A 26,366-nucleotide genomic window follows, 5' to 3' on the forward strand; every position below is an offset into this window, starting at 1 on the left:
TGCCTTACCCATTACTCAAAGAAGTTGAACCTGCATGCTTGAAATTATTCTCTATCAGCCCGAAATCCCGCCCAACACCGGCAATATCATCCGCCTCTGCGCCAACACAGGCACACGCTTGCACCTGATCAAGCCTCTGGGATTCCAACTGAACGACAAACAGCTACGGCGTGCGGGACTGGATTACCATGAATCGGCTTGCCTGATCATCCACGACAATTGGGATGCCTGCCTGGCAAATCTGCCAGGCAGGCGCATGTTCGCAGTGACCACCAAAGCGACACAGCATCACGATCAAGTCAGCTACACCGATCAGGATGTTTTCTTATTCGGCTCGGAAAGCCGGGGTTTGCCCAGAGATCTGCTGGAGACTTTTCCGCACCATCGCCGCATTCGCATCCCGATGCTGCCCGCCCGCCGCAGCCTGAATCTTGCCAATTCTGCTGCGATTATCGTTTATGAGGCCTGGCGACAAAATGGTTTCGAAGGCGGCATGTAACAGCCCAATGGATGCCAAAATGAGACGCAGGGCGTCAAAGCGCGACCACAGCGCCCAAATGCTTGCTCAAGGCATTCTGATAGGCGATATGGGCTGCGCTGACATCCTGCACAGCCACCCCGACCGATTTGAAAAAAGTGATCTGATCGGGGTGGCTACGACCCGCCTTTGATCCCGACAGGATCTCACCCAGTTCAGCATGAATATGCGCTTGGGTGATCAGCCCCTGCTGCAAGGGCACGACCAAATCACCCGCCTCATTGAGCGCTGATACTCTTGCATCGACAACAACCAGCGCGCGGCGCACTGTTTCGCTATCCACTTCCTGCATCGCTACGGTATAAGAACCGACACCATTGACATGGGCACCCGGTTTGAGCTGTTTGCCGCTGAAAACGGGCGTGGGTGAAGTAGTGGCCGTACAAATAATATCGGCTCCGGAAACAGCTTTATCGGCACTGGCCGCTACCGTGATGCGCTGCGGCACGGGCCCGGTACCCGCCATTTCGGCCGCCATCTTCTCGGCGTGGGCAGTGGTTGGGCTATAGATACGCACTTCCTGAACATCACGCACGCTGCAGACGGCCTCCAACTGCGTGCGCGCCTGAACGCCACTGCCAATGATCGCAACGATGCTCGCTTCAGCGCTGGCCAACAGATCTGTCGCCGCGCCCGAGCCGGCACCGGTACGAATAGCCGTGAGCGAAGCCGCCTCCATCAGCGCCAGCGGCCGGCCTGTATCTGCTGCCAGCACCATGACAACCCCATGAATCAATGGCAAGCCGGCTGATGGATTGTCAGGAAAGACCGAAACCACTTTCACGGCCAGGCCCTGGCTTTGCTGCAGATGTGCTGGCATGACCAGCACAGTCCCAATCGTCTCTCCCGAAACGGCAGCCACCTCCAACCGGCTGCGCAGGGGCATTGCAGCTTGTCCCGCTGATAGCTGAACAAATGCCTGCTTCATGCCGGCAATGGCCGCCGTCATCGGCAAGGCTTGCCTGATGTCAGCTGCAGATAAAATACGTATTTCCATAAAAATATATTATTTATAAACAAAGATCAGTCATGATTAACCGGCCAGTGGTGCCTCCGGCCACGAACTCTTGGCGCTTCCCTGGCAGGCCATCAGTCATTCAGTCATTCAGTCATTCAAGGCAGAACGTATGCTGCCACCCAGGTTCTCATGCAAGATACGAGGCGTCACAAATATCAACAATTCCCGCTTGTCATCACGTTTTGCTGTATTCCTGAACAAATTGCCCAGAATGGGAATGTTCCCCAGGAAGGGCACTCGGTTGCGATCTTCCTTTTCTATCTGCTCAAAAATACCGCCAATGACTACCGTCCCGCCATTCTCCACCAATACTTCGGTAATGATCTGCTTGGTATCGATAGCAGGTCCGGCTGGCGTATTCTCGCCGCGGGTATCCTGATTGACCTGCAACTTCATGATGATATTGTCATCGGGCGTGATTTGTGGCGTAACTTTAAGGCCAAGCACGGCCTTCTTGAACTGAATTTGTGGCCGGGTCGCACTCACGATCTGGAAGGGTATTTCAGTCCCCTGCTCGATACTCGCCTCCACCCGGTTGGCCGTAACCAGGCGCGGGCTGGCGATAATGCGCCCCTTGCTGTCCGATTCCAGCGCGGACAGTTCCAGATTGATCAACCTGCCATTGTTAATCTTGATCAAACTCAGACCGAGCGCGGCCGGACCGCCGGCAACCCCGGCCAGCGCCGCAGCCGGCAAGTTGACATTCAGATTGTGCCCGCCTCCGGGCGGCATCCCGGCAGCCAAATCACTGGAATGATCCAGATTCCCCGAAATGCCCAGATTGCGGTTTCCGATCCGGGTCGCGTTCTGGACGCCGAAACGGGCGCCTAGATTGCGGCTGAAGGTGTCGGTCGCTTCGACAATCCGGGTTTCGATCATGACCTGCCGCACCTGGGTGTCAAGATGGCCAATATGCTTGGCCACTTCGGCCAGCCTGGCCGGGATATCGGTAACGGTCAGCGTATTGCTGATATCATCGATTTCGACCGCACCCCGTTGGCTCAGGATGCCTTTGAGCGGAATTGAACTCGCCGTCCGGTAATTCAATTTGAAAGTTTCTGTATGCAAAGTCTCCAGTTCTGAAATTTGCTGGCGTTGTTCCAGCTGCAGTTTCTCGCGGGCAGCAATTTCTTCCCTTGGCGCCACAAAAATGACATTGCCCACTCTGCGCTTATCGAGATCATTTGTCTGCAGTACGATATCCAGTGCCTGGTCCCAGGGCACATCCTTCAATCTCAGGGTTAAGCTGCCCTTGACGGAATCGCTGGCGATGATATTCAGATCGGTAAAATCGGCAATCACTTGCAAGACCGCGCGAACTTCCACATCCTGGAAATTGAGCGACAGCTTCTCTCCGGTGTACCCTCCACTGGCCAGCCTTTTATGGATGGGGATTTGCTCATCCTCATTGACTGGCCTCACCTCGAGTATCAGCTGTCTCCCTGTCTGATAGGCTACATGGGCCCAATGACCATAGGGTTCAATTGTCAGCCATATACTGTCGTCCCTTGTGATGGCTTCGATAAATTGCACCGGTGTGGCAAAATCCATGACATTCAGGCGTCGCTCGAGATTCGGCGGCAGGTAAGCTTTTGCAAACTCCACCAGCAACCTGCCGCCTTGACGATGCACATCAACAACCGCTCCAGGCTGGGACAGCTCCACCACGACCCGCCCTTCGCCCTGTACCCCGCGCCGGAAGTCGATATCCAACAGACTCATCCGTGTCCGGCCTGGCTGCACACCGGCACTGGCAAACATTGCTGGATCAGAGGGTGTATGGACCAGCCTGGCTTCCTTGAGGACTATCAGCAGGTGGTGATTGTCAAGGGTGCTTTCATAACCCACTGCTTTCGACAAATTCATGATCAAGCGGGTCCGGTCCTCGGTCTGGACGACATCGATTCCATGCAGAACGCCCTGCCTGACTTCAACCCCAGACTTATCGAGCGCACTGGCAGCCTGATCCAAATCGAAGTAGAGGCGTGCTGGATTATTCAGCAATACGCCGGCAGGAGGCGCCGCGAGCGCTCGATCAAGTGTTATTCTGACAATCAGCCAACCATTTTCATGAACCGATATATCCAGCGCACGAATACTGTTTTTGACCAGGGGCGCATCCGCTGCGCGCGCCAGCCAGGCCGCCGCCAGCAAACAAACCCCTAATGCGCACAAAGTCATTCGGATGAACAGCAACCGCCTTTTGCTGCACCATGCCTCAAGCTTCATCCAGTTCATTATTCTCGCTCCCGCGTCTGCAGCATGAGCACGCTCATACGCTCAGTCCAGTCATGGTCACCGTTGCGCACGATTTCCCTCAAAGTAATCTCCGCTTCGGTAATTTTCGCAATCAAGCCAAAATTTTCTCCCAGATAATTGCCTCTTTTGACTCGATAAATGCTGTTATCCGGCGTCTTGATCAAACCAAAGACATGCCTGCCACGCTGCAGCGAGCCCACCATGGTCAAATTCTCCAGCGGATAGCTCTCCAGTGCCTCCTTGGGGCGCGCCGGATCAGGTTGACGTTCATTCCGGACAGTTTTGTCCTGTCGGCCTGCACGATTGCTGAATGGATCCTGCAGTTCAAATGGCTGATAAACGAAACCCTTGAGCGGCTGGATTACCGGCAAGGCATCTATTTTCCCGTGCAAATTCCCTCCCGAGTTTTCGATAAAAGCCTCCAGGTCATCATAACCTTGCTCGCCACAGCCACTGCTCAGCAGAATGCTCACTAGAAGCACGCATGGATGGAGCCGCCCACTCAAGGATTTGCCTCATTCAGTTCAGCGCTTGCCTCATCGAGATAGCGATAGGTCTTTGCAACCGCATGCAGCACCAGTTGATGGTTATGGCCTGGAATGATTTCTATATCATGCAGCGTCACGATGCGTGGCAGCAAGGCCAGATCGCTGGCAAAGGCACCAATATCGTGATAACTGCCGGTTGCCCTGAATGTAACCGGCAACTCGGCATAAAAGTCCTGGATGATTTCGCGCGCTGCTGGTTTGAACAACTCGAACTGTAACCCGCGCCCCAATCCAGCACGATTGATATCCACCAGCAAGGCATCCAACTCAGATTTATCGGACAGTTGTGTTAACAGAGTGCGTAGCGTTTGCTCTACATCTGCCAGTTGCAAACGCAAGACATCGAGATTCATCGCACTACGCTTCCTGAGCACATAAGTGTTCTTGAGTTCGGCCTCTCGCGTCCGCGCCTGATCCAGGGCTGCCCATTGTGCTGTCCAGTCCAGAAAATACCCCGCCAGGATAATGCTCCCCACCAACCCTGCCAGTGCGCAGACCTTGACCGCTTTCGGCCAATTGCCTGGTTCACTGAAACGCACATGGACAATCTCATCCAGCAAGCTCATAACTGATCCCTCCCCGATTCAGCATACCTATCGATCGCATCTTGTTGCGCAGCACGGTCCGGTCGCTCGACGAGCCTGACACTCAAGTCAAATTCATTGAGTCGCGCGCCATTCACGGTAACCGCTCTGATTTCGATCAGCAGCGGCGACTCAAACCAGGGAGAGGCCTCCAGACTGCGCATCAAGCGTGACACCCAGACATGAGATTGGGCATAGCCGCCAAGATGAAGCTGCTGCTTGCTTTGCCTGAGACTTTTCAGATAAACGCCTTCCGGCATTTGCCGTGCAATTTGATCCAGTAGCTGTACCACTAGAACACGATTCGCCTGCAGGCTCTCGACCACACGCCTACGCGCCAGCAGCGCCTGGGTTTTTTCCCTGATCGCCTGAATTTCAGTCAGCTGCCGTTCAAGCTTGACCAGCTCAGCCTGCAGAAACCGATTGCGCTTGTCCTGATACGCGAGGCCAGACGCCAGGACGGCATGCACACCCCACACCACCAACACACCCAGCAACGATAGCAAGCCGGCCATCCAGGCGAATTGCCGCCGGCGTAATTGGCGTTCAGTTTCACGATAGGGAAGCAAATTGATATGGATCATGCCGGTCGCCTCAATCGATCACACGCTGTTCATTCTTGCCATGGTTACGCCATGCATCATCGGCCGCCTCCACCCGTTAGGCATTTCTACATCAGTGCATCACCGTACCACGCTTGGCCAATCCACTGGCAATCAGAAGTGCAGGGGCATCCATATTGAGTTGCCTGGGTACAATACGGCTAGACAACCCGATACCCGCAAATGGATTGACCAGTTGCGTAGTGATTTGCGTATGTTCGAACACAGTCTCCTTCAGGCCAGGGAGGCATGCGCAACCGCCGGATAGGAAAATATAATCCACCCGAGCAAATGAAGTGGATGTGAAAAAGAACTGTAGCGCGCGAGTGATTTCCTGCAGTAACTGCCCGCGAAAAGGCATCAAAACCTCATTATGGTAGCTATCTGGCAATGTTCCGCTGCGCCTGGCCATCTCGGCTTCTGCCAGCGAGAGCCCAAAGCGGTTTTGGATGGCCTGGGTAAGCTGGGCACCTCCAAAGAATTGATCGCGCATATACACCGACACATGATTGACAAGCACATTGACCCGGGTATTGTGGGCACCAATATCTACCAGAACAATCACTTTATCTTTACCCCCACCCGGCAATTGCCGCATGATCACTTCAGAAAACATGGCTTGGGCCGCAAACTGCTCGACATCCATCACGATCACTTTCAAACCCGCAATCATTGCGGCCGCCACGCGATCTTCAACTTTGTCCCGGCGCGAAGCCACCAGCAACACTTCCATGTTTTCCGGCTGATGGAGCACAGGTCCCATGACTTGAAAATCAAAATTGACCTCATCCAGCGCAAACGGCATGTATTGACTGGCCTCGGCTTCGACCTGGAAGATTAAATCATCTTGCTGCAAATCTGCAGGCAAACAGATTTTCCTGGTGATCACAAGTGCTGCCGGCAGCGCCATCGCAATTTTTTTCTGACGTGTGTCCATCCGTTGCCAAGCACGCCGGATACTCTCTCCCACCGGGTCAAGCTGGTTGATATTGCCATCCTGGATAGCTGTCGCCGGGATCGGCTCGATCACATAGCGCTCCAGCCGGATCCCTTGAGCACGCCCACCCATTCGGGAAAACTCGACCATTTTGACTGAGGCAGTACCCACATCCACACCTATCAACCTGGATGCATTCCCCAGAAAACCCATACTGAAATCGATATTTTTCTTGAATATTGATTTATTCAACGCCATACTTATTGTTATATGTGGAATTGATTGCTCAAAAAATGCGCGGCTCTCGCGCTACCGCCCGTTCGACAATGCTCTGCTCCCGTTGATTTGCCCAATGACGTACATACCCGCAGTCGACGCCGATTCCTGGCAAATTTCGTAATGGGTTGATGCACATGCATTAACAACCGATAGACCCTTTATAATTCCGTGTTAAATTATTTTTTTACCGACCCGAAACTAACTTCCAATGCTATTCCGCTGGTTTTTTCGCATCTTCCTGGCCATGTTCGCCGTGGGCATGGTCAGTGCCATGCTGCTGGTCTTCGCCGCGCTGGTCATACTGCCGACCCTGCCTTCTCTTGACACGCTCACTGATTACCGTCCCAAAATACCTTTACGGATATATAGCGCCGAAGGTTTACTAATTGGTGAATTCGGTGAGGAGCGCCGCGATTTTGTCAAGTTTGCTGAAGTGCCCGTTTCGCTCCGGCAGGCCATCCTGGCAGCCGAGGATGATCGTTTCTACCAACATCATGGCGTGGATTACATTGGTGTCTTACGCGCGATCTATTCCAATTTCACAGCCGGTGGCGCACTCCAGGGTGCCAGTACCATTACCATGCAAGTCGCGCGTAATTTTTTTCTGACCAAGGAAAAAACACTGACCAGAAAATTCAGTGAAGCATTACTGGCTTTTAAAATTGAGCATAGCCTGGGCAAAGATCGTATCCTCGAGCTCTACATCAATCAGATTTACCTTGGGCAACGGAGCTACGGATTCTCGGCAGCAGCCCGGACTTATTTCAACAAGCCGCTCGGTGACATCACGCTGGCCGAGGCCGCCATGCTGGCTGGGCTTCCCAAGGCGCCCTCCCGTTTCAACCCCGTTGTCAATCTGGAACGCGCAAAAACACGACAGCAGTATGTGTTGCGAAGAATGCATGAACTCGAATACATTTCAGAAAAGGAACTGGCGCGCGCCAGGAAACAACCCATCGCCATCCATCGGCCGGTCCGGGTATTTGCGATGCCGGCTAGCTACGTGGCTGAAATGGCACGCCAGGTCGTCTACCAGCGTTATCGCGAAGAAGCGTATACGCGCGGCTTCAAGGTCTACACAACCCTGAGAAAAACCGACCAGGACGCGGCCTACCGGGCGCTGCGCAAAGGGGTGATGACCTATGACGAACGCTATGGCTACCGGGGAGCAGAAGCATTTCTCGGGCTACCCAAGCAACGCGCAGATCTGAAAAACACCCTGCAAGGCATCCGCGACAGTGACGATATTCTGGCTGCATTGGTGTTATCCGTCAGCGCTGACTCGATTGAAGTCTATCTCAAAAGCGGCGAAACGATTCGGATCTCGGGCAACGGGCTGAAACCGGGCCGAAAATTCATGACCAATGATGCTAAACTGGGCGATCAACGCATCCGGCCGGGTGCGTTGATCCGCATAACCCGAGACGGAAAAAATAGCTGGCAAATTACACAACTACCACAGATCGAAGCCGCGCTGGTTGCAATCGACCCGGCCGATGGCGCCATCCGCGCATTGGTCGGCGGCTTTGATTTCAATCTTAATAAATTCAATCACGTCACGCAGGCCTGGCGTCAGCCGGGATCGAGCTTCAAGCCATTCATTTACTCCGCCTCGCTTGAAAAGGGCTTCACACCAGCCACTATCATCAATGATGCGCCGCTTTTTCTGGGCCCCGAACAAACCGGAAGCAAACCCTGGGAACCGAAAAATTTTGATGGCAAATTTAGCGGTCCGATCAGGATGCGCACAGCCCTGACCCATTCGAAAAACCTGGCCTCCATCCGCATTCTGCAGGCCATTGGCCCTGTTTACGCTCAGGACTATATTCAGCGCTTTGGCTTCGATGGCAAACAGCATGCCCCGGTTCTCCCCATGGTGCTTGGTGCGGGCTCGGTGACACCGATGCAAATGGCTGCCGGTTATGCCGTCTTTGCCAATGGCGGTTATCGCATCCATCCCTATTTCATTCAAAGAGTCGAGGATGATACCGGCAAGGTACTCGAGCGAGTCCGGTTTGCCACTGCGGCCAAGAACGCCAAGCAAGTCATTGATCCACGCAATGCCTTTCTCATGACCAGCATGATGCAAGATGTCATTCAGAGAGGAACCGCTACCCGGGCAAAAGCGCTCGGCCGCAATGATATCGCTGGCAAAACCGGCACGACCAGCAACTATATCGATGCCTGGTTCTGCGGGTATCAGAAAAATCTGGTGGCAGTGACTTGGATGGGCTTTGACGAGCCCAAATCGATGGGGCGCAACGAAACCGGGGGACGGACAGCACTGCCCATCTGGATTGACTACATGGCCAGCGCACTCAAATCCGCACCTGTCGCCAATCCTTCTCCACCCAGGGGGATCGTGGTTGCAAAAATCAATCCGGAAACGGGCTTAAGGGATCAATATGGAACGCTCAATGAATATTTTTTCCAAGAACAGCTTCCTCCTGAAACGGATTATCTGTATAGAGATTTCGGCATCACTGATCAGCTCGAAAACCAGCTGTTCTGAGCATCCATAAAGCTCCCGCACTGACACGGGGGGGCGGGGCAGCTGGCCACCGCCCATCAGACCGGGATCGAACCTGCAGTGTTCATGTCTGAAATTCCCGGTCAGGGTATATGATCTTGCCCGCGCTCAACCATGCTTCTGCAGCCAGGCCGCGACATCCAACGCAAAATAAGTCAGGATCGCATCCGCACCGGCGCGTTTGCAGGACAACAATGCCTCTGTCACACAGGCCTCTTCATCCAGCCAACCATTCATTGCAGCCGCTTTCAGCATGGCATACTCGCCACTGACCTGATAGACAAAGGTCGGAACACCATACTCATCCTTTATTCTGCGTACAATATCGAGATAAGGTAGGCCTGGCTTGACCATGATCATGTCCGCCCCTTCCTGTATATCCAAACCGGCTTCCCATAAGGCCTCGTTTGAATTGGCAGGATCCATCTGGTAGGTATATTTATTACCCGCGCCAAGCGTGGCCGCCGAACCCACCGCATCCCGGAATGGCCCATAAAAGCTGGAAGCATATTTGGCCGAATAGGCCAATATCCGCGTATGGATGCAGCGGTGACGATCCAATATCGTACGGATCGAGGCGACCCGGCCATCCATCATATCCGAGGGTGCCACGATATCCGCGCCAGCCTGGGCATGCGTGAGCGCCTGCCGTTCCAGCACACTCACGGTTTCATCATTCAGAACATAGCCCTTCTCATCGATCAAGCCATCCTGACCATGACTGGTATAAGGATCAAGTGCAACATCGGTGATAATGCCGAGTTCCGGAAAGCGTTGCTTAAGTTGCTGGACCGCTCTTGGCACCAGGCCATCTGGATTGAACGCTTCGCCCGCCGTCAGGCTTTTCAGCGATGGATCGATGACTGGAAACAGGGCTATGGCGGGTATGCCCAACTGCAGGCATTGCTCTGCCTGTCGCAAGAGCAGATCAATGCTTTGCCGAACAACGCCCGGCATTGACGGCACCTTCTCTTCACGATTGCTTCCATCCAGAACAAATACGGGGTAAATCAAATCATCCGCCCGCAAATGATTTTCCCTGACTAAACGGCGTGAGAACGCATCCCGGCGAATGCGTCGCATTCTTTTTTGAGGAAATTGGCAAAAAAATGTCATATTGGTTTTATCAATAATAAAAAATATCGGTTATTCATTCCGTTACCCGGCTACCCAATCTGAGAAAACGCCGAGCAATCGGTCATTTCTGTTCATCACAAGACGTACGAAGCCACGACACCCAGAGGAATATGCTGATATTGCAATATTCCAGGAGGGCTTCGCCAAACGCGCCATGACGCATTTTGACTGTTGCAGAGCTTGCCTAACCTGCCAAGGCACAAGCTATCGCGGCGCCAAATGCGGGCCAGCTGCTTAGTGACAAAAAAATAATAAAAAAATTTAATCGATTGTTGAACTAAATTAAATTCAGCTCATCTTAAGAACAGGTAGCCGAGATGGTTGCCTCTCGCCTTCCCTCCCTGGGCGAGGCCTTACAAACAAGGCGATTCCCCCCGGTTTAATCCCCTTTAACCGGGGTTTTTTTTGCCTGATCGCCCGATCCAACCGAATCCCGGCACTCGCTCCCCCCGAAAACTTTTCCGTCATAAACGAATAGCATTCCTCGGCCTTTGAGCATATTTGAGAATTGAATCTGGCCATTCAATTGTCGGACAAATTTCTGAACTAATTCTGATTTATAGCATCTTATTGATAGGTGGTTGATATTGACCCCTCTCGCCTTCCCTCCCTGAGGCGAGGCCTTATACAAGCAAGGCAATTCCCCCGGTTTACTCCCCTTTAACCGGGGGCTTTCTTATCGCTCCCATTCTTTTAACACCGCCCATCTCTGACATGCTTCCGTTCAGCCGAGGCTGTTGCAACAGGACAGCATCCTGCGCGACAGGACGTCATGCTGATGCAAATAAAAACTGCATAATAAATATTGAACTAAACTGAATGCGCTGAATCTTAAAGGCAAGTGGTTGGTAACAACTGCTTCTCGCTTCCCCTCCCTGAAGCGAGGTGTTGTAAACATGACGATTACCCCGGTTTAATCCCCTTTGGCCGGGGTTCTTTTTTGCCCGTCCGACTCTTCCTACTCTCCTGGCTGGGCGGCGCCCGCTTCGAACCAATTCTGCAATATTTGAATGGCATCCTCCACGCCTTCGGCTGTCAGACTGGAAAAAGTCTGTACGGTACAATGCGGGTAGTCACTGGCAAGCAAACGGCGCACGCTGTTCAATGCCGCCATGGCTTTGCTTCGGCTCAATTTATCCGCCTTGGTCAGCAAAATATGGACCGGCTTTTGTGTCTGTGCAAACCATGTCAGCATTTGCCGATCGAGCTCTGTCAAGGGATGACGGATATCCATAATCAGCACCATGCCATAGAGTTGTGTGCGCGTCTGCAAATAAGTACTCAGCAAATGTGCCCAATGCTGACGAATCGCCAGCGGTACCTTGGCATAGCCATATCCCGGCAGATCCACCATGTAGCGCCCATCCCCGAGCTGGAAGTAATTGATATGCTGGGTTCGACCCGGTGTTTTGCTGACGAAAGCAAATCTGCTCCGGCCTACCAAGGTATTGATGGCACTTGACTTGCCGGCATTCGAACGCCCGGCAAAAGCGATCTCCACGCCAGTGGCATCGGGCAAATCTCTTAAATGATTGACTGTCGTATAGAATTCAGCGTTTTTGAAAAGTGGATGTGGCATAAGTCTGGATTCTCTATTGACTGTTATCTATCCTGTGCATGCACATGAAACTCAGCGCTTGGCAGCAATGCCGGCAACGCATGCGCTTACTGGTCGGAGCGATCACCCTGGTTCCCGGGCCATCACCACCAACCCTTCCAGCACCAGATTATCGACCACCTGGTGAGGCGCCTGGAGATGGGCACTCAGCAACGCTGCGTCTCCGCCGCTCAAGAGAATGGTTAAATTACCTTTATTTGAATGCGCCGCCAGAAGGTCGCACATGCGTTCCAACGCGCCGACCAATGCCTGGATTGCTCCACTATACAAGGCGTCGCCCGTATTGCGGGGAAACTTCTGAAAGCTGTCGGATGTGCTAACCGATAGCGCCCCAGTTTGATTCGGCAACACCTGCCGCATCAAATGAAAGCCCGGCACAATAATGCCCCCCAAGAACTCTCCCGTATCAGTCAGCGCATCGACCGTCATGGCCGTACCCGCGTTGACAACCAGACACCCTTGCCGCAGGCTGTGCCATGCGGCGATCAATGATGCCCAGCGATCACACCCCAGCTGGCCGGGATTGGTGTAACGATTCTGCACGCCACACTGGCGGGCTTTCGCCTTTATCCACACTGACGGCGCAGACCACCGCGCCAACAGCAATTCCAGCTCTCTGGCAGCCAGAGAACCTGCAACATTTGAAACGACAATCAAGCTTGGCGCAGGCAGTTCCGACCAGGCCTGGGCCAACTGCATGCGCTCGCGCTGCGGCACCATACCGCGCGCCACCCATCGATCGCCAGCATATACCCCCCACTTGATGGCGGTATTGCCGGAATCGATTGCCAATAAACAAGATGAATCGTTCAGCTCCGTCTCCTCGACCGGATGGACAGAAGGATGCTGCCCAGAACATCCCGAACCCAATTCAGTGCGATAGCTTGGCGCGCCCACACCCCAATTATATAACCGCCATACCCCACACAGCTATTTTGCAATTCAGGCCACGCCACGCAGGCTCACTTCCCCGCTGTTCAAGTGCAGCATGCCGGCGGGGGTGTTGATCTGGAGCGCGCCACTCGGAGTCACGCCGCTTGCAATGCCATGCTTGACGGTACCATCCGGAAAATCAATCTGCACCAGCCTGTCCTGATAGGCATGATAACGCATCCATTCCTCTTGAAACGGCTGAAAGCCCTGCTGCTCGAAAACATCGAGCACTGCCTTCAGCTCTCTTAACAAAAGCGCCAACAGGTGATTTCGATCGGGCATATGGTCTGTGATACCAGCAATATCCGTCACAGCCTGATCGATGCGATCCCTGACGCCGCCAGATAGTTTCAGATTGAGACCGATGCCGATAATTACCGTACTCGGACTGAGCATATCCCCATGCAGCTCAATCAACACACCTGCCAGCTTGCGCGTGTCAAACAGCACATCATTCGGCCATTTGAGCGCGACACCCTGCACACCGATTCTGGTCAGCGCGCGGATAATCGCGAGCCCCACTGCCAGACTCAGTCCGGAAAGCGCATGCACCGTGCATTTCGATGGCCACAGCAGGGAAAAAGTCAAACTATCTCCCAAGCCGGATAACCACGACCGGCCACGACGGCCACGCCCGCCCGTCTGCAGCTCCGCCGCCACGACCTGCTTGCAGCGTTGATCGGGAAAATCATGCTCGACCGACCGTTGCAGTAACAACGAGTTAGTGGATTCAGCGATCTCCAGAGTCTCTATCTGAAATTCATCCGCCATTTCATCAAGATGCTGCCGGATCTGATCGCTATCCAGCCACTGGAATGGATTCAGCCAGCGGTATCCCCGGCCGCGCACACGATGAATGACCAATCCATATTGTTCCAGATCGCGCAGCGCATTGGACACACTGGCTCGCGAGATACGCAATGCCTGCCCCAAGGCCGTACCCGAATGGTAATCGCCATCACTCAGGTTTCTTAAAACAGCAAATGCCGCTGGCTTCATGGACGGTTTAGTTTGAATTACCGACAGGTGTGTTCTCTAGGAGGCTGTCCGAGAATAGCGATCGTAGCGAGGGCGAAGCTGGCTGAGCGGGATTTTTCGATCATTTGAGGCGAATAGTTATTCTATTCAACGAAAAGGATCGAAAAATCCAGCCTGGCAGGTTCGTCCGCAGTAGATCAGTCTATTCTCGGACAGCCTCCTAGTATTGCTTGTCTCACGCATAAAAAAAGCGGAAGATTCCGCTCATTTCATCTCTTTTCCCGCAAGACGCCCCCGGTTATAACCGGGGACGTCTTTATATCTGCGTTTAGTGGCCAGATTTCTGCATATGCTTGATTGCTTCATCCATATGTCCAGTCGCGACATCGGCATGCCCCATTTCAGCATGCTTGATCGCTTCCTCTAAATGCTTGATTGCCTCATCCATATGCTGATGGGCTTCAGCATGTTCTTTGGAAGCATGCTTGGCATGATCCAGGCTTTTCTTTGCATGCTTAAGCAACTCTTTGGCATGCCCGTCTTCCCCATGCGCATGGGCTTTACCCGCATGCTCCATTGCTTCAGAAGTATGGCCTGCATCCTTTGCATAAACTTGGGCACTCATGCACAGTGCCAAGGCACTCGCTGCAACCAAGCTTGTCAGGGTTTTCATCATGTTACCTCCTTTAAAGATTAAAGTTAAAACATGGTGCTAGAAAATTTTCTACCATACGTGCAATCAAGTTTGAACATGCTTGGAATCCAGCCACCCGCCAAAGGCGGCCATACAATTCCTTGCAGACTGTACGCATATGCTTTTATACCATATCTATATGCAAAGATATGCCCTATTTGCACCCCTATATGCCGCGTAACAATTCATTGATACCGGTTTTGGAACGGGTCTTGGCATCGACCTGTTTCACAATCACCGCACAATAGAGGCTGTAGCGCCCGTTCTCGGCAGGCAGATTGCCGGAGACAACGACCGACCCCGGTGGGATACGGCCGTAACTGACTTCCCCGGTTTCGCGGTTGTATATCTTGGTACTTTGCCCGATATACACCCCCATCGATATCACCGAGTTCTCGCCCACGATCACGCCTTCGACGATCTCTGAACGCGCGCCGATAAAACAGTTATCCTCGATAATCGTCGGGCTGGCCTGCACAGGTTCCAATACACCTCCAATGCCAACACCACCGGATAAATGCACATTTTTGCCAATCTGCGCACAGGAACCGACAGTCGCCCAGGTATCCACCATGGTCCCCTCGTCAACATAGGCACCGATATTGACATAAGAAGGCATCAACACAACATTGCCAGCGATGAACGAACCCCTGCGGACCGCCGCCGGGGGAACCACCCGGAAGCCGCCATCGCGAAAATCACGCGAACTATAATCCGCAAACTTGGACGGAATCTTGTCGAAGTAATTGGAAAACCCCCCTTTGATGAAACTGTTATCCTCCATCCGGAAAGACAGCAGCACGGCTTTCTTGATCCATTGATGCACCACCCACTCGCCGTTGATTTTCTCTGCAACCCGCAGTTTGCCGGTATCGAGCAGATCGATGACTTGCGCCACGGATTCCTTGAGATTGGCTTCCACATTACGCGGCGTAATCTCGGCGCGGCGTTCAAAAGCGTCTTCTATCGTCGCTTGCAATTGTTCCATAGGGCTCCTTAAATTATAGAATTAGGATTTACTAGAAATTTGTTTAATTCTTTCCATCGCTTCCACACATTCCGCCACAGGGGCAACAAGTGCCACCCGCACGAAATTTTCACCTGGATTGGTCCCATGCGCCTCACGCCCGAGATAACTGCCCGGCAATACCGTGACACCGCCCTCATGATACAAACGCCGGCAGAACTCGACATCGCTGACAGGGGTTCTCAACCATAAATAAAACCCGGCATCGGGCATGCTGACTGGCAAGGTATCTCCGAGTATCTTCATGGCGCTGGCAAACTTTTCGCGGTACAAGTCGCGGTTTTCGGCCACATGCTGCTCATCGCTCCAGGCGACTGTGCTGGCCGCCTGCACAGCAGGATTCATCGCGCTGCCATGGTAGGTCCGGTAAAGCAGGAATTTCTTGAGAATGGTGGCATCGCCCGCCACAAACCCGGAGCGCATACCGGGCACATTGGAGCGCTTGGATAGACTGCCAAACACCACCAACCGGGGAAACCCGCTACGCCCCAGCTTCTCCGCTGCTTCCAAGGCGCCCAGGGGAGGATGGTCCTCATCAAAATAAATTTCCGAATAGCATTCATCGGCAGCGATCACAAACCCATAACGATCGGACAGCGCGAACAAGTGCTGCCACTCTTCAAGCGACAGCACTCTGCCGGTGGGATTGTTAGGCGAACAAATATAAGTCAGCTGCGTGCGTGCCCAGACCGCATCAGACAACTGCGCGCAATCCGGCGAAAAGTTGTTTTCAGGCAGCAAGTTGAGGAAATGGGGCGTGGCGCCCGCCAGCAACGCCGCACCTTCGTAAATCTGATAAAAGGGATTCTGGCACACCACAACCGGTTCCACCCCGGCATGGGTATCAACAACGGCCTGTGCAAAAGCGAACAAGGCCTCTCTGCTGCCATTGACCGGAATCACTTCCGTGTCTGGATTGACGTTAGACAAATGATAACGCCGCACCAGCCAGGTCGCGATGCTGCTCCGCAACCAACTTGTGCCAAGGGTTGTGGGATAATGCGCCAACCCTTCGATACGATTGATCAATTCGCGCTTGATGAACTCGGGGGTCGCGTGCCTGGGTTCACCAATATGCAAACCAATCGGTGACAATGCGGCATTGGGTGATAAATCCTCAAGTAATTTGGCAAGTTTCTGAAATGGGTATGGCTGAAGGTTTTCTAGCGAGGAATTCATGCTGTTCCAAGGTTCTCGACGAGCAAGATGCTCGCGAATTAAATATGTTTCCAGGGCAAGTTAGAAGTGCGAAACAGCAATTATAAAGGGCGCACGCAGTGTTGACCAAAAAAAATATACTGCCCATGACCACCTTGCTGCTAGGCGCCAGCATCTGGGGTGTGGCCTGGTATCCATTCCGATTACTGCAACAAGCAGGCATCAGCGGTGAATTATCGACGGCACTGACCTATCTTATCGCCCTGCTGACGGGTTTGATTTTGTTTCACAAACATATCAGGCTGTCGAAAATCCGCGGCCCGGCGCTCCCTCTTCTGCTGGGAATCGCACTATGTGCCGGATGCGCCAGCGTTGCCTACACACTGGGAATCATTCACGGTGAAGTGATGCGGGTGCTATTTCTGTTCTATCTGGCACCACTCTGGACCATATTGTTTGCACGCCTGCTGCTTGCCGAACGCCTGAGCAAACATGGTTACGCCATCATTCTGTCATCACTGATCGGCGCCCTGCTGCTGCTCTGGCAACCGGGCCAGAAACTTCCGGTGCCAGCCTCTTATGGCGACTGGATGGGGCTCATCGGGGGATTTATGTTCGCGTTGACCAATGTACTGGTCCGCAAGGATCAGCAACACGATATACGATTGAAATCACTTGCCGCCTGGTCCGGTACGGCCCTGATCGGCTTCTCCGTGGCACTGATGCTGGACAACATCCCCGACCTCCTCCTGCTCCAGCCGGAGACATGGCTGCTGTTGCTGAATGTAGGATTTCTGGTGTTCTTTCTCGGCTTGCTATGGCAGTACGGACTGACCCACACACCGGCCAATCAGGCAATCGTAATCTTATTGTTCGAGTTGGTGGTCGCCTCGTTCGCCGCGCATTATCTCGTAAACGAATATCTGGCAGCCAAGGACTGGGTCGGCGGCCTCCTGATCGTATCCGCCAGTCTGTTTTCCGCCAGAGTCAATCGTGACCGGGCATAAAAAAGAAACCGCCAACCGGGTGTATGCATCCGGTTGGCGGCAAGGGAGAAATTTTACAAAAACTTTTCCCTTTTATTTTTAGTGCAAGCTTTACTGACCAGGGTTAAGCTGTGCAGCTGTCAGACTCTCTTTGAAATTACTGGGTAATTTTTGCACCCAACCGTTATACACATTGGGAATCGCCAGCACACCCTGGCCACCCATGCCGGCCATACCGACAATACCATCATCCCTAAGCGTTTCATCATCAGCCACCAAGGACACAGTACCCGCGATCGCCACATCCTCGATATTGCCATCACCATTTGGATCAATATCGACCACAAACATACGGTTACTGAATTTGCTCGTGACATAAGCATAATAGCCGCCGCCTGCCTTGGCCCCAAAATTGGCACCGTGGCAGCCGGGATCACACTCGAACATCTTGACGATAGTGTCAGTTTCCGTATCAATGACAATAATCTGCCCACCGGTATTGGCCACCACGACCGCCTTGCCATCTGGCGACACAGGAATCTGAATCGGCAGCACACCAACCGGACCGTCAATCTCGCCCGTAATCGGATGATAGTTTTCTATCAGATCAATGGTTTTGACTAGATCACCAGTATGGCCATTGACCACACTGACTGTGTGATGCAACAAGTTGGATGCATAGATCTTGCTGTCATCAGGCATCATGCCAATGGCGATTGGATGTGCACCGGGAAGATTGTTCCCTGTCGCCGTTCTGGACTGGATAGCGCCATCTGCCGAATAAATTCCCACATCATCGGTATTAATATTCGGCGTCACGATCCTGGTTCCATCCGCGCTGACCCAGTGACCATGTGGATGGGCCGATTTATGCCCATGTGGTTGCGTGGGTGTGATTCTATTAACTTCGGAGGCGCCAGCGTCTATCATCGCCATCCCATTCTGGCCATTGATCGCCACCACAATCTGATCGTTGGTAGGCAAAGTCAATACATGCGACGGCGTTTCACCTACCTTGATATTGTGCAACATGGCGCCCGTTTCACGATTGATCGCAGGCAGCGCAATTTTGCGCTTGACCTTCCAATCACCTGCATCCAGCACAGTAATCGTACCAGGCTTGGTTTTATTGGCGGTTTTCTCAAACTGTGCATTGACCCATACCTCGCCGATTCCCGGAATTGACGGCGGATTGGGTGCTGGAAGCGCTGCATTCACAACATTAAGAATACTCAGCGGCGCAGCCACCCCTCCGTCCGTGAGTGCTTCACTTCTTGGTGCGCCTGAAATTCTTACAGGGAGACTAGGAAAAGTTACGTTCCATACGCCCGATGAATAATCCTGCCAATTATCTGGTGCGGTGGCCACAAAGAATGTGGTCAGCAAACGGATCGCGAGATCGCTATTGGTGGGCAAATCTCTGATACCGGTCACGAGATCGATGGTATAGTCTTGCGCCGGATTACCCAGATCGAGCCCCTCCGTACTGGGATCGTCCACAATGACCGCCCCAAACATGTAAGGATGCACCTTACAAGTAAAGACATACAGCCCAGGTGTATGCAAGGTTACAAATCCCCCTCCTTTATAGGCGGCAGACTGATCGAAAGGCATATGCTCCGCACCGCTCGGCCACAGCAGTGAACTGATAGTATGGACCGCATTGGTGTCGGACATCGTAAAGTTGACACTGCTGCCAGGAGCAATCACTTCAAGTGATTTGGTTTTAATATCAAAAGGCAAACCCACAATCGCATCGCCCCGGGCGCTCCTGAACCAGCTTGCTGGCTCATCCGAAACTTCGAAAGTCACGACACCCGGCACATCTTCAGGCCCCAACAAAATCCGCCCGTAGGGAGAAGCGCCGACTATGGCCGAACCATCGCCACCGGCTTCCACCACTTTGAAGTTGCCGTGCATGCCTGCTTCCATATGCGCAATCAGATGGCAATGGAATTGCCAGTCGCCCGCACCGACTCCTGATCCTGCCTTGACGGTAAATGAATGCGTATCAAATCCATCGGTCAGTATTCTCGTGTCGATCACTTTATCCGTGCCTTCCTTCAACCAACGATGTGCGTGGATATGGAAAGTATGGCCAGGTCCAATCGACAAAACATGAAATCTGACAATTTCGCCAAGAACTGCACCCGGCGTCGGGTTTGCCCAAAGCGGTCTTTGTGTTGCGCCATCCGCAGAGATTTCGGTACCCCAGAATGTTGAATCCACCATAAACAGCACATATTGCTTGTCCAGGTTATCCTGGGTAACCGGTACGATCGCACCATCATCATCCACGTAGTGGTCCAATGGTCTAGGATCTTTGTTATCCACTATCAGTGCGCCGAATAATCCCAGGCGCTCCTTGCCGTTATCCCCATGATATAAAAAGGCACCCACAGTACTGGCGGTAAAGCTGTAATTTCTGCTTGTACCCGGCAGTGCCTTGGCTGCTGCACCAAGCAACGGTCGGCCCGGTATGCTAAATCCTACCGGCACGGCGGTATTATTTGTAAGGGTGACATTGACTCGATCACCTCTTTTAACGAATATAGTCGGACCTGGAATAACCGCTTGCTCACTGTTAGCCAGCTTGTAAGCCAGCTGACCATTCGGCAGTGTTTCTCCCTGTATTCGTTGGCAGGTCTGCTGGGTTGGCCAGCCAGCTTGTAAGCCAGCTGACCATTCGGCAGTGTTTCCGCTGTCAATGCGATATGATGAACAGCCGCCAACACCATGGGAGAAGCCAATAGCGCGACCGCAAACAGCAGCAGCGCCATTAACGTGGCAATCGAATCTTTAAATCCAGCAATATTTCTATTCATTTTCTCTTCCCTATCAATATTCTGTAAATTCGCTCGCTTAGCGAACTTCAAACAATCCACGCACACCCATTAAATCGTTAGTAAAATTTTTGTCGCGGTAATACGCGCTTCGGTTGGCTCGAACAGCGAAGACATGTTTTTCAAGTGGGCCGATCACGGCACGATCAATACGCCTTCTTGTCCCTGGGTCGCTCCAGCGATAACTATCGAGAACAAACTCATGGAGATCGGTGCCCAATGGAATCACGTGAAACCTCACATCGCTGCCTCTTGCAGCTGACAGGCCGGGATTACTGCCATGCTTGCTTTGAATTTTGGTTACACCATCGATCTCCATTCCCCAGAAAGAATCATCCGTCAAATAGAGAACATATTCCTTTGCGTATTGGGGCGCACCGACAGAATCCACAATGATTGCACCATATAGCCCCTTGTGCTCCGCACCATTATGCGTTTCATAGTTATGGTCATGGTATGGCCAGGTGCCGGCTGTTCCCAGCGCCACATCCCATTCGTAGGTGTAATAGTGAAAAGTGTTTTCTGGCCCCACTCCCGCGCCCTGGTCTTCCAGTTGATTGATTACTTTGAGGGTGCCATCACTGACTATTTTGTAATGTACGCCATGCACATGCACGCTGACTTGGTTGCTGATTTTCCCTAGATGGTGATCTACATCAGTAATTTCATCAAATCCATCAGAAATTTCATTTTCAATCGTCAGTTTGACTGTGTCGCCTTCAGTCAGAAATAAAGTCGGCCCGGGAATCGTCGCGTAAGGACTATACCGACCAGTAATATCGTTGCCGTCAACGGTATGGCTAAGCATTTTGTAACCCAACAGTTTATTGCCCAACCCATCATCATAGGCTGCAACTTCTTCTGCAGACATTCTAATTACATGCTCAGCGGCAATACTTGCACTAGCAGGCAATAATACTAGTGCAAGGATTGCCGACATCAGGACAAATGTGATGGGCAGTCCACTATTGATAGACTTTGACCAGAAGCTACCTGGATTCTGCCTGCTACAATCGAACCATCCACATCTTTGGGAAAACCGCAGGCAACTTAGGCCCACAAAACTTAATGCAGTTTGCTTCATTTTTTACATCCCCCTTTACACCTATTGATTTCATGGCAAAACAGAGCCATTACCAAAAAATCAAGAAAGAACAAAAGACTCTGCAAAAGAATAAGGGCAACATTTATGCCAAAAAATTATATTAATTCATATTGAATATGAATGGAGGCGCTATATCCACAACATGAGTATGGATTTCATTGGGTCGCAGGGGGCGGCTCCATTAGCCGCTATGGCTAGAATCGATAAAAGCAGGCGTCTGATTGTAAAAAAAACCGACATTTCTTACCCAGTTATTACGCCTTTCTTTGACTATCCCTACACAGATAATCCCTATAGATGCGACAAAATGCCGCACCCGCAGGGCATCTAGGGGGAATACTTACGCACGTAAGAAAACTCGACATCTTCCGTCGCCATTTCGAACATTTTTTCAGCGGCATATCATGCTATCTGCGCATCTCCGCACAATAAAACATACATAAACAATTGATTACAGAAACTCAAAAACCGTCTACAAGAAAAAAGGGGTGTAAAAAATATCGACAACCGCTCTCTCAGAATTGCATTGAAAACCGTCAGCAACCCTTCTGCTGCACGACTTTCTTCAAGAATGATCACTGTTGCAGCGCAACCCGGCGGAGCAGCTAACCCCCTCCCCCTTCCGCATACTATGCACGATGACAGCCAGTCCTCGCTGGCCGGGCTCAGCCCGATATAAATTTTGAATCGCGAAATACAGGGTTTATAATCGAGTTGACAAGCACAAGGCCGTTCGCTAGTCTGCGTGGCGCATTTTTACCAGCATCGATACCAAAGCGGGCTATCCGCACCATTCCCGCAGGAACGGGATTGTTCCGTTTAGATCCAATATGAAATGCGCGCGCGAGACAATCTAGTACTCCGTTCCGCCAAACCGCTTACATGAAATCGCGCCTTCGCCTGTCATGCGTTGTTGCAAATCCTCGCCATAGCTACGGCTATGACTGCGGTTTGCGCCTAGCCTGGCAGGCGAATCCATCGATTTCATTTGTAAGCTAATTGACGGAACGGAGTACTAGGAGGCTGTCCGAGAATAGCGATCGTAGCGAGGGCGAGGCTGGTTGAGCGGGATTTTTCGATCATTTGAGGCGAATAGTCGTTCTATTTAACGAAAAAGATCGTAAAATCCGGCCAATCAGGCTCGTCCGCAGTAGATCAGTCTATTCTCGGGCAGCCTACTGGTATCCGGCCATACTTCAGTCACATAATAAAATTAATCATTTTTTACTTTTGTATTAAAAGGAGAGCACCATGCAACTGAAAGGATCTCAAACCGAAGCGAATCTGAAAGCCGCTTTTGCTGGCGAATCTCAGGCCAATCGCCGTTACCTTTATTTCGCAGCCAAAGCCGATGTTGAAGGACAGAACGACGTCGCGGCCGTATTCCGCTCCACCGCTGAAGGTGAAACCGGCCATGCGCATGGCCACCTGGAATATCTCGAAGCTTGCGGCGATCCAGCGACCGGTCTGCCATTCGGCTCATCGCGCGAAAACCTGCAAACAGCCATTGCCGGTGAAACCCATGAATACACCGACATGTATCCTGGCATGGCCAAGGCTGCCCGCGATGAAGGATTCGACGAAATTGCCGACTGGTTTGAAACCCTGGCCAAAGCGGAACGTTCGCACGCCAACCGCTTCCAACGGGCACTGGACAGCCTGACTGACTAACTGTCCTACGCTTCAGACCGGTGCGCAAGCCACGCGGCCTGCAGCGGTCTGAAGTGCCCACCAGGTGAGAATCGTCGTCCCATACGGCACGCCAGGCTGATTATCGGCAGTGGCAACCAACCCGCTCCTGTTCGAAAAGCGCGCGCTTCACCGGATTATATTGACACGCGTAAAAACCAGTTATCCGCTGGCAGAATTTCTTGTTGAACTTATACCTTTTCTACTTGACCCATGACAACTCGCGAAGGCAGTCTGGACGCCCCCAAACGACAGCCCCTTGACTGGAAAAACCCGCAATTCCATAATGAAAACGCCCTGTACGATGAAATGTACCGAGTGTTCGATATCTGTCATGGCTGTCGCCGGTGCGTCAACCTGTGCACAGCCTTTCCGAGCCTGTTCGATCTGGTAGACGAAAGCGCCAGCGGGGAACTGGACAGCGTTGCCAAACAGGATTTCTGGCAAGTCGTCGACCGCTGCTATTTGTGCGACATGTGCTTCATGACCAAATGTCCCTACGTGCCGCCCCATCCCTGGAATATCGATTTTCCGCACTTGATGCTGCGCGCCAAGGCGGTCAAGTACAAACAGCAAGGCGCCCGCTTCCGCGATAAACTGCTATCCAGCACCGACGCCATGGGAAAACTGGCCACGATTCCCGTCGTAGTGCAGACCACCAACGCCATCACCCAGACACCGGCCACACGCAAACTATTCAGCAAAGCGCTCGGTATTCATCCGAACAGAAAATTACCGTCCTATGCCGCCCAGACCTTCCGCGCCCACGCACAAGCCAACGATAGCTTTGCCGTCCGGGACGGCGCGCATACACCGGGCAAAGTTGCAATTTTCGCCACCTGCTACATCAATTACAACGAGCCTGGAATCGGCCATGATCTGCTGCGCGTCCTGGCGCACAATGAAATTCCTGCCCGCCTAGTCGAAAAAGAGGCCTGTTGTGGCATGCCCAAGCTGGAGCTCGGTGATCTGGAAAGTGTGGAAGCTCTCAAAAACCGGAATATTCCCCATCTGGCAAAACTCGCTCGGGAAGGCTATGCCATCCTGTCGGCAGTCCCTTCCTGCACACTCATGTACAAGCAGGAACTGCCGCTATTGTTTCCCGATGACGAAGCCGTACAGGCCGTTGCCGCAGCCACTTTTGACCCGTTTGAGTACCTCATGCTCCGCCATCGCGATGGCTTGCTCAGAACCGATTTCAAGCACTCGTTGGGCAAAGTGTCCTACCACATCCCCTGCCACTTGCGGGTACAGAACCTTGGCAAAAAAACCCGCGATTTGCTGCAGATGATTCCCGACACACAAATCACTGTCGTCGAGCGCTGCTCGGGCCATGACGGGACATGGGGCGTCAAACAGGAGCACTTCGAGGATTCAATGAAAATCGGCCGCCCTGTTTTCAGACAAATGGCGGACGCGGCACCCGATTACATCAGTTCCGACTGCGCGATCGCCGGACGGCATATCCACCAGGGCATCGGCGATGATCCACTGCAGACCCTGCATCCCCTAACATTGCTGCGCATGGCCTATGGAGATGACCCGGCCGGATTACCGGCAACGTCTCCAGAGAGCGAGACACCCTTCATTCCAGGAGACAAACCGATGACCAAATTATCACGCGACAGCCTCATGACGCTGGAAGCCTATGCCAAAGCCAGGGACGCGTTCCGCTCCGAGGTCATGGCACATAAAAAACACCGCTGCGTGCACCTCGGCGAGCATGTGACCCTTCTGTTCGAAGATGAACTGACTATCCGCTATCAGATCCAGGAAATGCTGCGGGCTGAAAAGATTTTCGATGAGGAAGGCATCCTGCAGGAGCTCGAAGTTTACAATCCGCTCATTCCCGATGGCCATAACTGGAAAGCCACCATGCTGATCGAATATGCCGACCCAGCTGAACGGGCGGAGCGGCTGGCGCAAATGATCGGCATCGAAGACAAAATATGGCTCAAAATAGCCGGACATGATCCTGTCCATGCCATTGCCGATGAAGATCTGGAACGCGAGAATCAGGAAAAAACATCCGCCGTCCATTTCCTTCGTTTCGAATTGACCCCGGCCATGATCCAGGCGCTCCATCAGGGCGCAGCCTTGAGCATCGGAGTCGATCATCCCGCCTATCAGGCGACCATAGCGGCTGTCGAAGAAAACATACGCACAGCACTCGCCAAAGATCTGGTCAGTAGATGAAAACTGCCTGCCGCTTGTCTCTGTGCCTATTCTTGACTGCTTGCGCGAGCAGCGGCGAATTCATCGACACGCTCGATCACAATCGGGAATGGGGCGCGATTCAACCGCTCCTTCCGGCTTACCCGCAATCGGAGAATTTACTCGAATTCGATGCCGGCCCCGCCAGAACTCTGCGCTACTTCATCGACGCCGACTCGATCAGCGTCGATGAGAAACGCATCATTCGTTACAGCTTGATCATCCGCTCGGCACAAGGCGCGGAAAATGTTTCGTATGAGGGTCTGCGCTGCGAGACCCGCGAACACAAGCGCTATGCGCTGGGAAACAGTGACACGCGCGAGTGGGTGCGCGCACGCGCGTCAGCGTGGCAGCCACTGGAACATGTCGCGCAACTCCATGCCCAGAAGGAACTGGCCAAATATTATTTCTGTCCGCGCGGACTGGTGGTAGGCTTCGCCAGTGAAGCCATCCGCGCGCTCAAGGCAGGCATTCATCCCAAGCTTGAGCGCTGAAGTTACCGCAGGAACCAAAGCAATCCTAGGAGGCTGCCCGAGAATAGCGATCGTAACGAGGGCGAGGCTGGTTGAGTTGGATTTTTCGATCATTTGAGGCGAATAGTTGTTCTATTCAACGAAAAGGATCGGAAAATCTGGCCAATCAGGCTCGTCCGCAGTAGATCAGTCTATTCTCGGACAGCCTCTTAGTAG

22 protein-coding genes are annotated in these 26,366 nt (G+C 52.7%); 6 read left to right on the plus strand and 16 right to left on the minus strand.

From position 1 onward, the window contains the following. The first annotated feature begins 34 nt into the window (after nucleotides 1-34). Nucleotides 35-499, plus strand: a complete 465-nt coding sequence (trmL, locus tag BLV85_RS02485) for a tRNA (uridine(34)/cytosine(34)/5-carboxymethylaminomethyluridine(34)-2'-O)-methyltransferase TrmL (protein ID WP_090411793.1) — start codon at nucleotides 35-37, stop codon at nucleotides 497-499. A gap of 34 nt (nucleotides 500-533) precedes the next feature. On the opposite strand, the gene BLV85_RS02490 is transcribed toward trmL, so the two are convergent. The 6 genes from BLV85_RS02490 to BLV85_RS02515 all read right to left on the minus strand — a co-directional run bounded on the left by BLV85_RS02490 (nucleotide 534) and on the right by BLV85_RS02515 (nucleotide 6,744). After that, nucleotides 534-1,535, minus strand: coding sequence for an ornithine cyclodeaminase family protein (locus tag BLV85_RS02490; RefSeq protein ID WP_090411795.1), 1,002 nt, complete (start codon nucleotides 1,533-1,535; stop codon nucleotides 534-536). A 108-nt stretch (nucleotides 1,536-1,643) separates the two neighbouring features. Further along, nucleotides 1,644-3,794, minus strand: coding sequence for a type IV pilus secretin PilQ (locus tag BLV85_RS02495; RefSeq protein ID WP_245725049.1), 2,151 nt, complete (start codon nucleotides 3,792-3,794; stop codon nucleotides 1,644-1,646). Continuing rightward, entirely contained in the window at nucleotides 3,794-4,288 is a 495-nt protein-coding gene (locus tag BLV85_RS02500; protein ID WP_245725050.1) for a pilus assembly protein PilP, read from the minus strand. The genes BLV85_RS02495 and BLV85_RS02500 overlap by 1 nt, the downstream gene beginning before the upstream one ends. Before the next feature lie 29 nt (nucleotides 4,289-4,317). Beyond that, nucleotides 4,318-4,929 (minus strand): type IV pilus inner membrane component PilO, encoded by a 612-nt coding sequence (locus BLV85_RS02505; protein ID WP_090411799.1) that lies wholly within the window; start codon nucleotides 4,927-4,929, stop codon nucleotides 4,318-4,320. Next, nucleotides 4,926-5,531 carry a PilN domain-containing protein gene (locus tag BLV85_RS02510; protein ID WP_090411801.1) on the minus strand — a complete coding sequence of 202 codons (606 nt, stop codon included), beginning with the start codon at nucleotides 5,529-5,531 and terminating at the stop codon, nucleotides 4,926-4,928. Before BLV85_RS02510 ends, BLV85_RS02505 begins: the two co-directional genes overlap by 4 nt. A 91-nt stretch (nucleotides 5,532-5,622) precedes the next feature. Then, nucleotides 5,623-6,744, minus strand: a complete 1,122-nt coding sequence (locus BLV85_RS02515; protein WP_090411803.1) for a pilus assembly protein PilM — start codon at nucleotides 6,742-6,744, stop codon at nucleotides 5,623-5,625. 229 nt (nucleotides 6,745-6,973) lie between these two features. Between BLV85_RS02515 and BLV85_RS02520 the strand changes: the two genes are divergently transcribed. Then, nucleotides 6,974-9,277 carry a penicillin-binding protein 1A gene (locus BLV85_RS02520; RefSeq protein WP_090411805.1) on the plus strand — a complete coding sequence of 768 codons (2,304 nt, stop codon included), beginning with the start codon at nucleotides 6,974-6,976 and terminating at the stop codon, nucleotides 9,275-9,277. 126 nt (nucleotides 9,278-9,403) lie between these two features. Here the strand turns inward: BLV85_RS02520 and hemB are convergent, their stop codons facing one another. The 7 genes from hemB to dapC all read right to left on the minus strand — a co-directional run bounded on the left by hemB (nucleotide 9,404) and on the right by dapC (nucleotide 16,861). Beyond that, a complete protein-coding gene (gene hemB / locus BLV85_RS02525) occupies nucleotides 9,404-10,411 on the minus strand; it encodes a porphobilinogen synthase (RefSeq protein ID WP_090411807.1) in 1,008 nt (335 codons plus the stop codon). Between the two features lie 979 nt (nucleotides 10,412-11,390). Further along, nucleotides 11,391-12,011, minus strand: a complete 621-nt coding sequence (gene yihA, locus BLV85_RS02530; protein WP_090411809.1) for a ribosome biogenesis GTP-binding protein YihA/YsxC — start codon at nucleotides 12,009-12,011, stop codon at nucleotides 11,391-11,393. A 102-nt stretch (nucleotides 12,012-12,113) separates the two neighbouring features. Next, nucleotides 12,114-12,947: a type III pantothenate kinase gene (locus BLV85_RS02535; RefSeq protein WP_245725051.1), complete on the minus strand. Its 834-nt coding sequence runs from the start codon at nucleotides 12,945-12,947 to the stop codon at nucleotides 12,114-12,116. A 45-nt stretch (nucleotides 12,948-12,992) separates the two neighbouring features. Continuing rightward, the gene (locus BLV85_RS02540; protein ID WP_090411811.1) at nucleotides 12,993-13,982 is read right to left on the minus strand and encodes a biotin--[acetyl-CoA-carboxylase] ligase; all 990 of its coding nucleotides are present in this window, start codon (nucleotides 13,980-13,982) and stop codon (nucleotides 12,993-12,995) included. Nucleotides 13,983-14,289: 307 nt separating this feature from the next. After that, on the minus strand, nucleotides 14,290-14,637 hold the full coding sequence (gene smbP / locus BLV85_RS02545) for a small metal-binding protein SmbP (RefSeq protein WP_342707011.1): 348 nt from the start codon (nucleotides 14,635-14,637) through the stop codon (nucleotides 14,290-14,292). A gap of 184 nt (nucleotides 14,638-14,821) precedes the next feature. Next, nucleotides 14,822-15,643: a 2,3,4,5-tetrahydropyridine-2,6-dicarboxylate N-succinyltransferase gene (dapD, locus tag BLV85_RS02550; RefSeq protein ID WP_090411813.1), complete on the minus strand. Its 822-nt coding sequence runs from the start codon at nucleotides 15,641-15,643 to the stop codon at nucleotides 14,822-14,824. Nucleotides 15,644-15,664: 21 nt separating this feature from the next. Continuing rightward, entirely contained in the window at nucleotides 15,665-16,861 is a 1,197-nt protein-coding gene (gene dapC, locus BLV85_RS02555) for a succinyldiaminopimelate transaminase (RefSeq protein WP_090411815.1), read from the minus strand. Between the two features lie 98 nt (nucleotides 16,862-16,959). Here dapC and BLV85_RS02560 point away from each other — a divergent pair, with 98 nt between their 5' ends. Beyond that, on the plus strand, nucleotides 16,960-17,847 hold the full coding sequence (locus BLV85_RS02560) for a DMT family transporter (RefSeq protein ID WP_245725052.1): 888 nt from the start codon (nucleotides 16,960-16,962) through the stop codon (nucleotides 17,845-17,847). A gap of 90 nt (nucleotides 17,848-17,937) precedes the next feature. On the opposite strand, the gene BLV85_RS02565 is transcribed toward BLV85_RS02560, so the two are convergent. From BLV85_RS02565 to BLV85_RS02570, 3 genes are read right to left on the minus strand one after another with little or no spacing between them, the layout of a single operon-like run. Continuing rightward, complete coding sequence (locus BLV85_RS02565) at nucleotides 17,938-20,430, minus strand: beta-propeller fold lactonase family protein (protein ID WP_342707013.1); 2,493 nt, start codon at nucleotides 20,428-20,430, stop codon at nucleotides 17,938-17,940. Next, nucleotides 20,316-20,651: a hypothetical protein gene (locus BLV85_RS15600; RefSeq protein WP_245725053.1), complete on the minus strand. Its 336-nt coding sequence runs from the start codon at nucleotides 20,649-20,651 to the stop codon at nucleotides 20,316-20,318. Before BLV85_RS15600 ends, BLV85_RS02565 begins: the two co-directional genes overlap by 115 nt. Nucleotides 20,652-20,688: 37 nt before the next feature. Beyond that, entirely contained in the window at nucleotides 20,689-21,753 is a 1,065-nt protein-coding gene (locus BLV85_RS02570; protein WP_143032276.1) for a cupredoxin domain-containing protein, read from the minus strand. Nucleotides 21,754-23,025: 1,272 nt separating this feature from the next. Between BLV85_RS02570 and BLV85_RS02585 the strand changes: the two genes are divergently transcribed. The 3 genes from BLV85_RS02585 to BLV85_RS02595 all read left to right on the plus strand — a co-directional run bounded on the left by BLV85_RS02585 (nucleotide 23,026) and on the right by BLV85_RS02595 (nucleotide 26,171). Beyond that, nucleotides 23,026-23,445, plus strand: coding sequence for a rubrerythrin family protein (locus BLV85_RS02585; RefSeq protein WP_090411823.1), 420 nt, complete (start codon nucleotides 23,026-23,028; stop codon nucleotides 23,443-23,445). A gap of 231 nt (nucleotides 23,446-23,676) precedes the next feature. Continuing rightward, nucleotides 23,677-25,659: a DUF3501 family protein gene (locus BLV85_RS15870; RefSeq protein ID WP_090411825.1), complete on the plus strand. Its 1,983-nt coding sequence runs from the start codon at nucleotides 23,677-23,679 to the stop codon at nucleotides 25,657-25,659. Then, on the plus strand, nucleotides 25,656-26,171 hold the full coding sequence (locus tag BLV85_RS02595; protein WP_090411827.1) for a CNP1-like family protein: 516 nt from the start codon (nucleotides 25,656-25,658) through the stop codon (nucleotides 26,169-26,171). The genes BLV85_RS15870 and BLV85_RS02595 overlap by 4 nt, the downstream gene beginning before the upstream one ends. The last annotated feature ends 195 nt before the right edge of the window (nucleotides 26,172-26,366 follow it).

It is taken from the genome of Nitrosomonas halophila, from assembly GCF_900107165.1.
Classification (GTDB): domain Bacteria; phylum Pseudomonadota; class Gammaproteobacteria; order Burkholderiales; family Nitrosomonadaceae; genus Nitrosomonas; species Nitrosomonas halophila.

Bases quoted from the DNA above. Each gene is read 5' to 3' on its own strand.
- BLV85_RS02540 (WP_090411811.1), bottom strand. From the start codon at position 13,982: ATGAAGCCAGCGGCATTTGCTGTTTTAAGAAACCTGAGTGATGGCGAT.
- BLV85_RS15870 (WP_090411825.1), top strand. From the start codon at position 23,677: ATGACAACTCGCGAAGGCAGTCTGGACGCCCCCAAACGACAGCCCCTT.
- BLV85_RS02490 (WP_090411795.1), bottom strand. From the start codon at position 1,535: ATGGAAATACGTATTTTATCTGCAGCTGACATCAGGCAAGCCTTGCCG.
- yihA (WP_090411809.1), bottom strand. From the start codon at position 12,011: ATGCCACATCCACTTTTCAAAAACGCTGAATTCTATACGACAGTCAAT.
- trmL (WP_090411793.1), top strand. From the start codon at position 35: ATGCTTGAAATTATTCTCTATCAGCCCGAAATCCCGCCCAACACCGGC.
- smbP (WP_342707011.1), bottom strand. From the start codon at position 14,637: ATGATGAAAACCCTGACAAGCTTGGTTGCAGCGAGTGCCTTGGCACTG.
- BLV85_RS02505 (WP_090411799.1), bottom strand. From the start codon at position 4,929: ATGAGCTTGCTGGATGAGATTGTCCATGTGCGTTTCAGTGAACCAGGC.
- BLV85_RS02585 (WP_090411823.1), top strand. From the start codon at position 23,026: ATGCAACTGAAAGGATCTCAAACCGAAGCGAATCTGAAAGCCGCTTTT.
- BLV85_RS02515 (WP_090411803.1), bottom strand. From the start codon at position 6,744: ATGGCGTTGAATAAATCAATATTCAAGAAAAATATCGATTTCAGTATG.
- dapD (WP_090411813.1), bottom strand. From the start codon at position 15,643: ATGGAACAATTGCAAGCGACGATAGAAGACGCTTTTGAACGCCGCGCC.
- BLV85_RS02570 (WP_143032276.1), bottom strand. From the start codon at position 21,753: ATGAAGCAAACTGCATTAAGTTTTGTGGGCCTAAGTTGCCTGCGGTTT.
- BLV85_RS02510 (WP_090411801.1), bottom strand. From the start codon at position 5,531: ATGATCCATATCAATTTGCTTCCCTATCGTGAAACTGAACGCCAATTA.
- BLV85_RS02595 (WP_090411827.1), top strand. From the start codon at position 25,656: ATGAAAACTGCCTGCCGCTTGTCTCTGTGCCTATTCTTGACTGCTTGC.
- dapC (WP_090411815.1), bottom strand. From the start codon at position 16,861: ATGAATTCCTCGCTAGAAAACCTTCAGCCATACCCATTTCAGAAACTT.
- hemB (WP_090411807.1), bottom strand. From the start codon at position 10,411: ATGACATTTTTTTGCCAATTTCCTCAAAAAAGAATGCGACGCATTCGC.
- BLV85_RS15600 (WP_245725053.1), bottom strand. From the start codon at position 20,651: ATGAATAGAAATATTGCTGGATTTAAAGATTCGATTGCCACGTTAATG.
- BLV85_RS02520 (WP_090411805.1), top strand. From the start codon at position 6,974: ATGCTATTCCGCTGGTTTTTTCGCATCTTCCTGGCCATGTTCGCCGTG.
- BLV85_RS02495 (WP_245725049.1), bottom strand. From the start codon at position 3,794: ATGAACTGGATGAAGCTTGAGGCATGGTGCAGCAAAAGGCGGTTGCTG.